This is a genomic window from Altererythrobacter aquiaggeris (genome assembly GCF_037154015.1).
GTDB classification, from domain to species: Bacteria; Pseudomonadota; Alphaproteobacteria; order Sphingomonadales; family Sphingomonadaceae; genus Aestuarierythrobacter; species Aestuarierythrobacter aquiaggeris.
In genome coordinates, this window is sequence record NZ_JBANRL010000001.1 from 1,133,651 (window position 1) to 1,146,750 (window position 13,100).

The following is a 13,100-nucleotide window of genomic DNA, read 5'->3' on the forward strand; positions in this document are numbered from 1 at the left end:
CCCGATGGCCACCACCGCTGCCGCCGAAGACACTGTCAAAAAACCGGGTTGGCGCAAACTTGCTACGTCGCTGAACAATCCCAAGACAGGATATATGCTGCTGTTCGGTTTTGCGGCCGGTTTACCCTATGCACTGCTGCTGGGCACCCTGTACGCGTGGCTGTCTGACGCCGAGGTAGATCTTGAAACCATGGGTGTGTTTTCGCTGATCGGGCTCGCCTATGCGTTCAAATTCCTTTGGTCACCGTTGCTTGACCGGGTCGATCTGCCGCTGCTGAGGCGACTGGGAAAACGCAAGCAGTGGATTGTGACTGCGCAGGTCTTGCTCGGGGTAATTCTGGTCGTCCTGTCAACGCTCGACCCGGTTGGTGCACTCGGCTGGTTTTCCCTGCTTGCGGGTATCGGCGCGTTTGCCAGTGCCACGCAGGATGTGGTGATCGACGCGTGGCGGGTGGATGTGGCGGACGAAGTGGCGACAATCGATATTCTCTCGACAGTCTATCAAATGGGTTACCGGATAGCCGCGCTGGTTGGCGGGGCGTTGGCCCTGTTCATGGCGGAGCGGATGGGCTGGCCCGCAGTGTATATGACCATGGGCGGCATTCTGCTCGTGGTCGGTCTGCTTGGCCTGTTTGCGCCCGATGCCCAGCAAACTGCCGCAACCGTCGAAGCCGATGCCGATAGCCTCGCCGAACTGCGCGATGCCGGCCAGATCGAGCCCAGGGTTCGCGCCTATGCGCTGGGCGCGGTTGCCCTGCTGTGGGGCTGGGCACTGATCACGGTATTGGTTTTCATGGTGCGATCGCTGGGTAGCGATCCCGAATCGCGCCCCGATTCGGTGGCGTTTGTCAGCACGCAGGGGCCGCTGGTGGTGATCGCAACCGTGGTCATCCCGTCGATTATCGCCGCATGGTTGGAAAGCAGGCGCAAAAAAGGGCTGCATGTGCTGAGCGAGGCTGCGCCGGTTGCAACCGGTTTCGAGCGTCTGATCGATCACGGGTACCGTGCGCTGGTGCTCCCGCTGACGGAGCTGGTGGGGCGTTTGGGCTGGGCCATGATCATCGTGATTGCACTGGTGCTGACTTACCGGATTACCGACGCCATCTGGGGCAGCTTTGCCTACCCGTTTTACCTGGGCGAGCTGCAATATTCCAAGGACGAGGTTGCGATAGCATCCAAATTCTTTGGCGTTGGCGCATTGATTCTGGGTCTGGCGGCGGGCGGCGCCTTGCTGACGCTGATCGGGCGCATGGTCACCTTGACGTTTGGCGCGGTAATCGCGGCTGCAACCAATCTTCTTTACGCCGATCTGGCGCGCGGCGGGGCGGTAATGCAGGCAGTAAGCGATGCGACCGGTTTTTCGTGGCTCGTCACGCAAATGGGCGGCGATCCGCGGCTTGCGAAACTGATGATGGCAATCGGCGCCGAAAATCTGGCAGTGGGGATCGCAGGGGCTGCGTTTGTGGCGTATCTTTCTTCAATCGTGGCGAAGGGTTACAGCGCGGTCCAATATGCGCTGCTCAGTTCGCTGACGCTGCTGGTCGGCACATTGGGGCGCGGCGCATTGGGTAAAATCATCGAAGATCGCGGCTATTTCGACGTGTTTCTGCTGACCACTGGGATCGGCGGGATTGCGGTGGTTCTGTGTCTCATCGAATGGGCGCGAGTGCGGCGGCTCGGTGCAGCATCGGGGATGGATATCACGGCGCTCAAGAATGCCTAATCGGGTAATTCACCCGTTAATTTGAGCACGTTGCCCGCGAGGTAGAGCGAGCCCGCAATAAGCACCGGCAAGCCATCGTCCGGTAGCGCTGCGATGGCGCGGGCGACATCGGCCGCTGAGCGCGCTCGTGGCCCGAAATTCCGGACCGGATGGAAGTCCTGCCCATCGATCGGCACGACCGTCAGGCTGGCGATACTGTCGCCAAGCGGCGCGATCAGGGCGGCGGGATCCTTGCTGGCTATCATACCGAGTATCAGATGGATGCGCCGGCCGTGGAAATGCGCGGCAATTGCTTCGCCAGCGTTCCGGTTATGCCCGCCGTCGAGCCAAACCTGCCGGGTTCCCGTGACAGCGCCGGGTGCCAGCCTTTGCATCCGTGCGGGCCAGTTTGCGCGGCGTGCGCCTTTTCTCATTGCTGGCAGGGAAACCTTCACGGCACTTTGATGGCGGATCATCGCAGTGGCGAGGGCGCAATTCGCGCGCTGGTGATCACCGGGCAGCGCGGGTGCAGGCAGCGTGAAGGTGCCGTCTTTGTCGCGGTAAGCAATGCCGCCGCCGTCCGCGACGTCATAATTCCACCAGCGGCCTTCATCGCGCAATTGTGCACCGGCGGATGCGGCCACGTCGGCAATCGCACCATGCTGCGCCTCGTCATAAGCCATCGTCACCAGCGGGGTACCGCGCTTTGCTATTCCGGCTTTTTCGAAGGCAATGCGCGCCATGGGGTCTTTTGGGACGCCCTCTTCAGGCGCCAGAAGGAATCGTTCGTGATCGATGCCCAGCGCCGCAATCCCGCATACCGCCGGGGTGCCAATGACATTGGTCGCATCGAAGCGCCCACCCAGCCCGACCTCGATCACGCAAGCATCGGCGGGTGTGCGCGAAAACGCCAGAAAACTGGCTGCGATGGTGGCTTCGAAGAAACTGGGGTGCAGATCTGCGCCTGCGTCCAGCACTTCGGCAAGTATTGTGGCCAAAACGCTGTCATCGATCAGGTTTCCGGCAACTCGGATACGTTCGTTATAGCGCACGAGATGCGGGCTTGTGGCGGCGTGCACTAACAGGCCTTCAGCCTCGAGCATAGCTTTCAAGAGCGCACAGGTAGAGCCTTTACCGTTGGTTCCGGCAACATGGAACACAGGCGGCAGGCTGTTATGCGGGTTGCCCAGACGGGCGAGCAGGGCACGGATTGTTTCAAGTCCCAGCCGTCCATCGGGCAGAGACAACGCACCCAGCCGGTCAAGCTGCAATTGCACGGCCGGATCGTCGGAAATGGCAAAATCTTTCATGGACACGTCGTTCCGGCAAATCCCGGCATCGCTCTCATATAGTCCTGCCGCTGAAGCAAGCGATTCCAGCCCTTGCCGCAGAGTCGAGAACTACGCAGCTTGCGCAGGAACGAGATAATCGAGCAGCGTAGCCAGGGTAGAGCGCAGATTATCTCGCGGTACGACCATATCGACCATCCCGTGTTTGTGGAGATACTCAGCCCGCTGGAACCCCTCGGGCAATTTTTCGCGGATGGTGTCCTGGATCACGCGCTGTCCGGCAAATCCGATAAGTGCATTGGGTTCGGCTATCTGGATATCGCCCAGCATCGCGTAACTTGCCGTAACGCCGCCCGTGGTCGGATCGGTCAGCACGACGATATAGGGCAGTCCCGCGCGTTTCAGGCGGCGCGTCATCACCGTAGCCTTGGGCATCTGCATCAGGCTGAGAATACCCTCCTGCATTCGCGCACCGCCAGCAGCGGTTACCACGATATAGCCGCAATGCCGCGCGAGCGCGCGTTCGGCACCCGCGCAAAAAGCATTACCGACCGCCATGCCCATCGACCCGCCCATAAAGTGGAAATCCTGCACCCCGACGACCGCATCGCGGGTTTCGATCGATCCGGATCCGACGCTAAAGGCATCGCTGTGCGGATTTTTTGCGCGCGCCTGTTTCAGCCGGTCGGTATATTTCTTGCTGTCGCGAAACTTCAGCGGATCTTCGATAACGTCTGGCATGGGCATCAACTCAAAGCCGGGATCAAGAATTTGCGCCAGCCGCTGGTCTGCGCCGAGGCGGCCATGATGGTCGCAGCGCGGGCACACGTTGAGGTTTTCGCTATATTCTTTTTCAAACACCATTTCGGCGCAGCCGGGGCATTTGACCCACAGATTATCCTTCGTTTCCCGCTTGGGGACGAAGGGCAGCGAATTTCGGACACGGGAAAACCAGTTCATGCGTCGGCCTTTCGCGCATTATGCACTGCATTGGCAAGCGCGCCGGCAAGTTCCTGCAGCGCGGCAGGGGCATTGTCACCATGCTCCTCCACCAGATCGATGAAGGCAGAGCCGACGACGACGCCGTCTGCCACCTTGGCGATTGCCGCCGCCTGATCGGGAGTGCGGACACCGAAACCCACCGCGATCGGCAAGTTGGTGGCGGCTTTCAGCTTGGCGACAGCGTGCTCGATACTGGCGGTGGCGGCTTGCTGCAGTCCGGTGATACCCGCGACCGATACGTAATAGACAAACCCGTCCGATCCCCGGAGGACGGTGGGCAGGCGCTTTGCATCGGTGGTCGGCGTGGCGAGGCGGATGGGGGCGATGCCCTTTGCGCGCAGCTGCGGTCCGAGCGCATCGTCTTCCTCGGGCGGAATATCGACGCAAATGACGCCATCGACGCCTGCTGCTTCGCACTGATCGGCAAACCAGTCCGGCCCGCGCCGCACCATCGGATTGGCATAACCCATCAGCACCAGCGGCACATCGGGATGCCGTGCGCGAAAGGCGGTTGCGATGGCAAAGATGCCAGCGGTGGTCGTGCCCTTGGCCAGCGAGCGGAGGTTGGCCTTCTGGATCGCGGGACCATCGGCCATCGGATCGGTAAAGGGCATCCCCAGCTCGATCACATCCGCCCCGCCTGCAACCAGCGCGTCAAGATTGGCCGCCGTGTCGCCATCACCGGCAGTGACGAAGCAGACGAGGGCGGGGGAAGCAAATGCGTTTGAGAGGCGGGTCATGACTCGCCCTCTGAGACCCAGCGAAAGACTTTTAGTATCAGAAATAATCCTAGCGGGATGCCAATGATAACAAGAAGGTAAAACACATAGTCCCCCGCCACCCAAAATCTCTCCGATTGTTGTTTGCAAAAGGCAATGGCAAAGGCGTTATCATCGTCGCAGATTTTGTCGTGACTTGACCCACTCCAGAGGGTCGCTCGGTATAGCCAAAACATTGTCCAAACCACCCAAGCAACGAATATGGCGCGCTGCGTCCGCTTCATATTTCCACCCCAAGCGCCTCGGCGACAGTGAAAATATCCTTATCGCCGCGTCCGCACAGGTTCATCAGAATAATCTGGTCTTCGGGCAGTTCCTTCGCCAGTTCTGCCGTTGCGGCGATGGCGTGGCTTGGTTCCAGCGCGGGGATGATGCCTTCGGTGCGGCACAGCAGCTGGAAACCGTCGAGCGCTTCCTTGTCGGTGACGCTGGTATATTCCACGCGGCCGATGTCTTTCAGCCAGGCGTGTTCGGGGCCGATGCCGGGATAGTCGAGGCCCGCGCTGATCGAGTGGCCTTCGGTAATCTGGCCGTCTTCGTCCTGCAGCAGATAGGTCCTGTTGCCGTGGAGCACACCGGGTGCGCCGCCGGTCAGGCTGGCGGCGTGTTGCTTGTCCAGCCCGTGGCCAGCCGCCTCTACGCCAAGCATTTTGACGTCGGCATCGTCGAGGAAGGGGTGGAACAGGCCGAGCGCGTTCGACCCGCCGCCGATGCAGGCGACCAGATGATCGGGCAGGCGCCCGGTTCGCTCAAGCATTTGCACACGCGCTTCCCTACCGATCACGCTTTGGAAATCGCGGACCAGTTCGGGATAGGGATGCGGCCCGGCGGCGGTGCCGATGATGTAGAATGTGTCATGGACATTGGCGACCCAGTCGCGCAGCCCCTCGTTCATGGCATCCTTCAGCGTCGCTGCGCCGCTGGTGACAGGAATGACCTCTGCGCCCAGCAGCTTCATGCGAAACACATTGGGTTGTTGGCGCGCAACGTCGGTCGCGCCCATATAGATTACGCAGGGCAGGCCAAACCGCGCGCAAACCGTAGCCGTCGCCACGCCGTGTTGGCCTGCGCCGGTTTCGGCAATAATCCGCGTTTTGCCCATGCGTATCGCGAGCAAAATTTGCCCGATGCAATTGTTGATTTTGTGCGCGCCGGTGTGGTTGAGCTCGTCGCGCTTGAACCAGATTTGCGCGCCGGAGCCCTTGTTGGCGCTACCGCGCAGCGCTTCGGTTAGCCGTTCTGCATAATAAAGCGGGGATGGGCGGCCCACATAATGTTCGAGCAGATCGTCGAACTCGGCCTTGAACGCCGGATCGGCCTGCGCCGCGCGATATTCCTTCTCCAGGTCGAGGACGAGCGGCATCAGTGTTTCTGCGACATAGCGGCCGCCGTAATCGCCGAAGTGACCGCGTTCGTCGGGCTGGGTTCGGAATGAATTCGGTTGGGTGTTCATAAGGGCTCCTATGCGCCGCGGGCCGCTTCGCAGAACGCCTTAATCCTGTCCACTTCCTTGATACCTGGGGCGCTTTCAAGACCGCTCGACGCATCGACCAGTTCAGCGCCTGTCTGGCGGATGGCATCGGCGACGTTCGCTGGATTCAGTCCGCCAGCGAGGCCCCACGGGATATTGGGCAAACCACCTTTTGAAAACAGCGACCAATCGACAGCCAGGCCATTTCCGCCGGGCAGTGCCGCAGCGGGTGCATCATATAGCAGGCGGTCCACCACACCATCCCATTTGCGCGCGCGTTCGAACGTTTCATGGTTTTTCACGCCAACAGCTTTCCAAAGCTGGTATGGCGCATGCTGTTTGACAAGCGCCAACCACTGTGTCGTTTCATTACCATGGAACTGGATTATGTCGGGCCTGACTGCATCAATGGCAGCAGTGAATGGCGCAGGTTCCATGTTCACGGTCAGCAAAACCACTTTGACCCGCCCGGGAACACGGCGGCGCAGCGCAGCGGCCTGATCCAGGCTGACATGGCGCGGGCTGGGGCTGAAATGGACCAGGCCGATATGGGTCGCGCCGGCATCCACCGCGGCATCTACGGTTTCGGGTGTGGACAGGCCACAGATCTTGATCTGGATTGTCATGGTTTGTGCTTTGCTATGCTTTTGAGAGGATTAAAGCGTTGCCCCGATCGCTCTGGCGGCAGCAACCGGATCATCTGCCCGGCTGATCGGCCGCCCTATCACGAGCACGCTGGCCCCATCGTCGCGGGCCTTGCGCGGGGTTACCACACGCTTCTGATCACCTATGGTCGAACCGGCAGGCCGGAGTCCGGGAACGACAAAAAATCCGTCCTTCCACTGTTTATGCACTGATCCGACTTCCTGACCGGAACACACAATCCCGTCCAGCCCCGCGTCCTGCGCCAGATCGGCCAGCCGCAGCACCTGATCATGCGCGCTGCCGGTTACGCCGGTTCTGGCCAGATCGCGTTCGTCCAGACTGGTGAGGACGGTAACAGCCACAACCTTTGTCCCGTTTGCGGCAGCGGCCTTGGCATCTTCCATCATGGATCGTCCGCCGCTGGCATGAACCGTCAGGATCGATGGTTCGAGCACGTGCAGAGCCTGCATCGCGCTCGCCACGGTGTTAGGAATATCGTGAAGTTTCAGATCAAGAAAGACCGGTAGCCCGACATGGGCAATTTCATGCACCCCGTGCGAGCCGTGGGCGCAAAAGAATTCCAGACCGATCTTCAGTCCGCCGACATGGCCTTTTACTTTCCTGGCCATCGCCACGGCATCATCGAGCTGCGGCATATCCAGGGCAAGATAGATGGGATTGGTCACGTCCATGTGCCGGTGGTGCGGCTGTTATCGGGGCCGTTGTCCTGGCTGTTATCCGGGTCGGCATTTTCCGCCGGACGATCCGGCATTGGCGCAACAGAATCACCCGCATCGACATCGGCTGCGTTCACAGCAGGAGCAGACGCCGAAACGGCATAGGCCTGAGCCGCGCCTTCCAGCGCGCTGATCCGGCGGCCAAGGCGCCATTTGGTGCCGCGGTGCACCAGCCACATCGGCAATAGGCCAAGCATGAAGGAGATGATCACCAGCGCGGGAACCTTGGTTTCAAGAATCAGGTTTTCCCAGATTTTCACCTCGACCGGGTTCCAGTTGGCAAGGCTGAAAGCGATCAGGCCAACCAGAATCAGGATCCAGATAAGCGAACGGACTATTTGCATTGGGGGCTCCGAGGCAATTAAGTTTCCGCGAGGATGCTAGACCTGTCGCCAACCGTTGGAAAGGGCAGCGTGCCTGCAGCTAACCGAAAACACGCTCGAAGATGGTATCGACCTGTTTGAAATGGTAATCCAGATTGAAGCTCTGCGCGAGCGTTTCGGGTGCGATATGTGCCGTAACAGCGCTATCATCGGACAGCAGTTCGAGCAGCGAGAGCGCGCCGTCCGATTCCCATACTTTCATGGCATTGCGCTGGACCAGTGCGTAGGCGTCTTCACGGCTGATGCCCGCCTGCGTCAGCGCCAGCAAAACGCGCTGGGAATGGACAAGCCCGCCCATCCGGTCGAGATTTTTCTGCATCCGCTCCGGGTACACCAGCAATTTGTCCATGACCCCGGTCAACCGCGCGAGCGAGAAATCGAGCGTGATCGTGGCATCGGGGCCGATGAACCGTTCGACCGACGAATGCGAGATATCGCGTTCGTGCCACAGGGCGACGTTTTCCATTGCGGGAAGGGCATAGGAACGGATCATGCGCGCCTGGCCGGTGAGGTTTTCCGTCAGGATCGGGTTGCGTTTGTGCGGCATCGCGCTCGAGCCCTTCTGGCCCGGCGAAAAATATTCTTCCGCTTCGAGAACTTCGGTGCGCTGCAAGTGGCGGATTTCGACAGCCAGCCGTTCGATCGAGCTGGCAATCACGGCGAGCGTTGCGAAAAACATCGCGTGGCGATCACGCGGGATGACCTGTGTGCTGACCGGCTCTATTTCCAGCCCGAGCTTTGCCGCGACATGCGCCTCGACAGCCGGATCGATATTGGCAAATGTTCCCACTGCGCCGCTGATTGCGCAGGTTGCAATCTCTGCGCGAGCGGCCACCATCCGGGCGCGGCACCGTTCAAATTCGGCATAAGCCTGGGCGAGCTTTAGCCCGAAAGTTGTCGGTTCGGCATGGATGCCGTGGCTGCGTCCGATTGTAGCGGTGTATTTATGTTCGGCGGCGCGGCGTTCCAGTGCGGCGAGCAGCGCGTCAAGATCTTCAAGCAGGATGTCCGATGCCCGCGTCAGTTGCACCGCCAGCGTCGTATCGAGCACGTCGGAGCTTGTCATGCCCTGATGCATAAAGCGCGCTTCATCGCCCACCTGATCGGAAACCCAGGTGAGGAATGCGATGACATCGTGTTTGGTTACAGCCTCGATCGCGTCAATCGCGGCGACATCGATCAGTGGGTCAGTTGCCCACCAGTCCCACAGCGCCTTCGCGGCGCTTTCGGGGACAACTCCCAACTCTCCCAGTTTTTCGGTCGCGTGCGCCTCGATTTCAAACCAGATGCGGTACCGCGCTTCAGGCTCCCAGATGGCTGACATTGCGGGGCGAGAATAACGCGGGACCATGTGCGACTCCAGTTGGACGAGTTGATGGCGCGGCTATGCGGGGGGCACCGGCTTTGCAAGGGTTAGTCGAAGGTTTCTTGCCGGTTGCTTCAAACCAAACCGTGTGGCGTAAGGCAGATAGGGCGCCTGAGGGCGAATTAGGGGATTGAAATGGTTCGCATATTTCTTGGCGGTGTAGCCACCTGCGCGTTGCTGGCGACACCTGCATTTGCCGGAGATGTTGTGCTGTACGGGGCAGCCCCTGACTGGACCTCGCCGGTCGATTTCGATGCTGCACTGACCACCGATGAAACCGTTGTCCTGGCCGACCGGCAGGTCAGGCTGGAAGACGGGGTGGTTCACATGTTCAGCGATATCGCACTGCGGATTGATAATCCCAATTCACTTACCCAATACGGCACGGTCAAGCTCAGCTGGTTGCCGGACAAGGGTGATCTTTATGTCCACCGGCTCGAAATCTACCGTGACGGCGCAATTATCGACGTCCTGGGCGGCGGGTCGAAGTTTGAAGTCATCCGCCGGGAGACATCGCTGGAAAATCGCACGCTGGACGGCGTTCTTACTGCAACCATGCCGATCCCCGGACTGCGCGTGGGGGATGTTCTGCGGCGGACCGAATCCAGCACCAAACGCGATCAGGCACTTGGCGGTGAAATGCAGTCAACCGGATTGATCTTTGTCGAACCCGTCAAGCTGGGTTTCGCGCGCGCAATTCTGCAATGGCCTGAAAATTCCGACATCGCCTATGCGTCGACCCGCGGTGTGCCGTTGCCTGAGCCTGTGATCAGGGATGGCTATAAATTGCTGTCTCTGATGATGCCGATCGAAGAACTGGACGAAATGCCGAAGGACGCGCCGCTGAGGTATCAGCAAGCGCCAGTGCTTCAGGCTTCGAGCTATTCCTCGTGGGAGCACGTTTCGCGCAATATGGCGCCGCATTTCGAAACCGAAGGCAAAATCAGACCGGGCGGTCCTGTGGCTGCGGTAATTGCGCGGATCATGGCCGAAAGCAGCGATCCCAAAGTGCGGATGGCAACGGCGTTACAGCGGGTGCAGGACCGCATCAGCTATCTCGCAAATGGTCTGAATGGCGGCAACTACCTGCCGCAAGATCCCGAAACGACGTGGGAAGTGCGCTACGGCGATTGCAAGGCCAAATCACTGATTCTGCTGGCGATGCTGCGCGAAATGGACATCGAATCGTCGGCTGTGCTAGTTCATAGCAAGCTGGGCGACAGTGTGCAGACATTGCTGCCCATGCCGGCCGCGTTTGACCATATGATCGTGCGCGCGACTCTGAACGGCGAAGATTACTGGCTGGACGGAACGGGAGGGGGCACCCGGCTGGATACTATCGGAGAAGTGCCCGGTTTTCATACCGCCTTGCCGATCACCAAGGAGGGCGCAGGCCTGGTGGCGTTGAAACAGCGCTGGCAGAATGTCCCCGACCGCATCGTCAGAGTGACATACGATCAATCGGCAGGGGTCGATTTTCCCGTCCTTTATCAGGCTGAAATCGAATTAACCGGCTCGATGGCATCGCAGATCCAGCCGCAGACAAAACAGACCGACCCGCAAAAGGTCCGCGAGTTTGCGGCCAATTACGTCAAGAACATCGTCGGCGAGGGCGTAGTGATCGACGCTGCAGTGACATATGACGATGTGAGCGGAGTCGGTCTGATCAAGACGCGCGGCCTGTTGGGGGCGGAATGGTCCTTCGAACGGGGGCGCGGAACGCTTCAACTGACCACTCCGAGCTCGGGTTTTGAATTTGCCCCGGACCGGGCGCGCAAGGAATGGCGCGACATTCCGTACCGCGTCAGCGGACCGGTCAGATACCGCGAAGAGTTAAGCGTAAAATTGCCTGATGGCGGCGCAGGTATTTCGATGCAGGGCCGGGGCAAAGTCGACGAGATGGTCGCAGGTCACTGGATCAGGCGAAACGCAAACTTACAGAACGGAATGCTGGCTTACACCGATGATGTGGCCTGGGTACCTGACGAGATCGCCCCTGCCGCCCTGTCGAGGGAAACCGCTGCTGCCGCCAGGCTTCGTAGCGGCGATGTGGAACTGCGCGCAGACCAGAGTGTGACGCGCTATTGGGAAATCGACAAGGACGCAGCGCGGAAACGCTCGGCAGCACTGATCAAGGCCTATGACGAGATTATCGCGATCGAACCGGATGATGCGTGGCGCCACAGCCTGCGGGCCGGGCTGCGCACGATGCATTCCGATTATGAAGGGCAGGTGGCCGATTATTCAAAAGCAATCGAACTGGAACCAAGTGCGGATTTGTACATCAGCCGTGCCGGAGTGCTGGCCCAGCTTGGCCGTTACCGCGAGGCCGAGGTTGACGCGGTAATTGCATACGAGCTCGAGCCCAGCACGGACAACGCGATTTTCCGGTCACAGATGCATGTCTGGAATGGAGAATTTTCCGATTCGCTGGAGCTTCTTGAAAGCATCGATGTGTCGGGCGACGAACGTCAGGCGATCCTGATCGAGATGGCTGATGTCGAGGGCGAATCAGGCAACAGGGAAAAGGGCTGGGCGCTGCTGGAGAATGCCCTTTCCGAACGGCCGGGAGACGGTCAGCTGCTCAATTCCCGGTGCTGGTTCGCGGCATTGAATTCATTTCGTGTCGATCAAACAGAAACAATCTGCACCGAGGCCGTGCAAGCCAATGATTATTCGGCATCGGCGCTGGATAGCAGGGCGTTGCTGCATTACCGGGCGGGCCGGAAAGACAAGGCGCTGGCCGATTATGAAGCAGCCTTGAAAAGCGAACCCGAACTGGGAAGCAGTCGCTATATGCGCGGTGTCATTCGGCGGGAACAGGGCGATGCCGGTGGCCGCGAGGATCTGATATTTGCCGGACGGGTCGCGCCGACAATTGCGGCCTATTACAAGCGCTACGGCATTCGGCCCCCAAGTAAGTGACCAGCGCCTAGATCAGGCCCTTAGATCAGACCCTTTGCCTTGAGCGAGACGTGACCATCACGGCCGATAATGACATGGTCGTGCACCATGATGCCAAGCAGTCTGCCCGCTTCCGAGATCCGGTTGGTAATCTGGATATCGGCGCGGCTGGGTTCGGGTGAGCCCGACGGATGGTTATGCGCCAGAATAATCGCGGTTGCACCTAGATCCAGCGCCCTGCGGATCACTTCGCGCGGGTGGATCGAAGCCTCGTCAATCGATCCGTCGGCCAGGTGATCATCCTGGATCAGGCGGTTCTTGCTATTGAGGTAAAGGATTCGCACACGCTCGACAGTCAGATGCGCCATATCGATATGGAGATAATCCAGTAGCGCCTGCCAGCTGCCCAGAACGGGTTTTTTATCAATTTCCGTCCGCGCCAATCTGCGAGCCGCAAGCGCAACAACCTTTAACGCGGCAGCACTGGTTTCGCCCATCCCCGGATGCTGTGCAAGAGCCGCCGAATCGGCATTGATCACGCCGGCAAATGATCCGTATTTACGCAGCAGGTCCTTGGCGAGCGGTTTGGTGTCGCGCCGCGGAATTGCCAGCGCCAGCAGATATTCGACAATTTCATGATCGCCGAGCGCGTCGGCGCCGCCGTCAAACAGCCGTTTACGCAATCTCGCGCGGTGCCCCTTGCTATCCGCTGCGTTTGGTCGGTGTCCGGGTTCTGCTTCAGCTTGCGGCAACCTTATTCCCTGCACATCGTTGTAATTGCCTGCATTGCCTTTCAAACTGCAGACGCGCAAGGGTGGGAAA

At 59.8% G+C, this 13,100-nt stretch carries 11 protein-coding genes; 2 read left to right on the plus strand and 9 right to left on the minus strand.

Annotated elements, in window-relative coordinates; translation table 11 throughout:
- Positions 1 to 4 precede the first annotated feature (4 nt).
- The gene (locus WFP06_RS05520; protein WP_336986225.1) at positions 5 to 1,723 is read left to right on the plus strand and encodes an AmpG family muropeptide MFS transporter; all 1,719 of its coding nucleotides are present in this window, start codon (positions 5 to 7) and stop codon (positions 1,721 to 1,723) included.
- Here the strand turns inward: WFP06_RS05520 and WFP06_RS05525 are convergent.
- The 8 genes from WFP06_RS05525 to purB form a co-directional block, all read right to left on the minus strand.
- Entirely contained in the window at positions 1,720 to 3,012 is a 1,293-nt protein-coding gene (locus WFP06_RS05525; protein ID WP_336986226.1) for a bifunctional folylpolyglutamate synthase/dihydrofolate synthase, read from the minus strand. The genes WFP06_RS05520 and WFP06_RS05525 overlap by 4 nt on opposite strands.
- Before the next feature lie 90 nt (positions 3,013 to 3,102).
- Positions 3,103 to 3,951 carry an acetyl-CoA carboxylase, carboxyltransferase subunit beta gene (gene accD, locus WFP06_RS05530; protein ID WP_336986227.1) on the minus strand — a complete coding sequence of 283 codons (849 nt, stop codon included), beginning with the start codon at positions 3,949 to 3,951 and terminating at the stop codon, positions 3,103 to 3,105.
- Positions 3,948 to 4,733: a tryptophan synthase subunit alpha gene (gene trpA, locus WFP06_RS05535; protein WP_336986228.1), complete on the minus strand. Its 786-nt coding sequence runs from the start codon at positions 4,731 to 4,733 to the stop codon at positions 3,948 to 3,950. Before trpA ends, accD begins: the two co-directional genes overlap by 4 nt.
- 259 nt (positions 4,734 to 4,992) lie before the next feature.
- The gene (gene trpB / locus WFP06_RS05540) at positions 4,993 to 6,225 is read right to left on the minus strand and encodes a tryptophan synthase subunit beta (RefSeq protein ID WP_336986229.1); all 1,233 of its coding nucleotides are present in this window, start codon (positions 6,223 to 6,225) and stop codon (positions 4,993 to 4,995) included.
- Between the two features lie 8 nt (positions 6,226 to 6,233).
- A complete protein-coding gene (locus WFP06_RS05545; RefSeq protein ID WP_336986230.1) occupies positions 6,234 to 6,869 on the minus strand; it encodes a phosphoribosylanthranilate isomerase in 636 nt (211 codons plus the stop codon).
- Positions 6,870 to 6,899: 30 nt separating this feature from the next.
- Positions 6,900 to 7,574: an orotidine-5'-phosphate decarboxylase gene (gene pyrF / locus WFP06_RS05550; protein ID WP_336986231.1), complete on the minus strand. Its 675-nt coding sequence runs from the start codon at positions 7,572 to 7,574 to the stop codon at positions 6,900 to 6,902.
- Positions 7,571 to 7,969, minus strand: coding sequence for a DUF1049 domain-containing protein (locus WFP06_RS05555; protein ID WP_336986232.1), 399 nt, complete (start codon positions 7,967 to 7,969; stop codon positions 7,571 to 7,573). Before WFP06_RS05555 ends, pyrF begins: the two co-directional genes overlap by 4 nt.
- 79 nt (positions 7,970 to 8,048) lie before the next feature.
- A complete protein-coding gene (purB, locus tag WFP06_RS05560; RefSeq protein ID WP_336986233.1) occupies positions 8,049 to 9,359 on the minus strand; it encodes an adenylosuccinate lyase in 1,311 nt (436 codons plus the stop codon).
- A gap of 150 nt (positions 9,360 to 9,509) precedes the next feature.
- Here purB and WFP06_RS05565 point away from each other — a divergent pair, with 150 nt between their 5' ends.
- Positions 9,510 to 12,299, plus strand: coding sequence for a DUF3857 domain-containing protein (locus WFP06_RS05565; RefSeq protein ID WP_336986234.1), 2,790 nt, complete (start codon positions 9,510 to 9,512; stop codon positions 12,297 to 12,299).
- Positions 12,300 to 12,319: 20 nt separating this feature from the next.
- Here the strand turns inward: WFP06_RS05565 and radC are convergent, their stop codons facing one another.
- Positions 12,320 to 13,030, minus strand: coding sequence for a RadC family protein (gene radC, locus WFP06_RS05570; RefSeq protein WP_336987643.1), 711 nt, complete (start codon positions 13,028 to 13,030; stop codon positions 12,320 to 12,322).
- Positions 13,031 to 13,100: the final 70 nt, after the last annotated feature.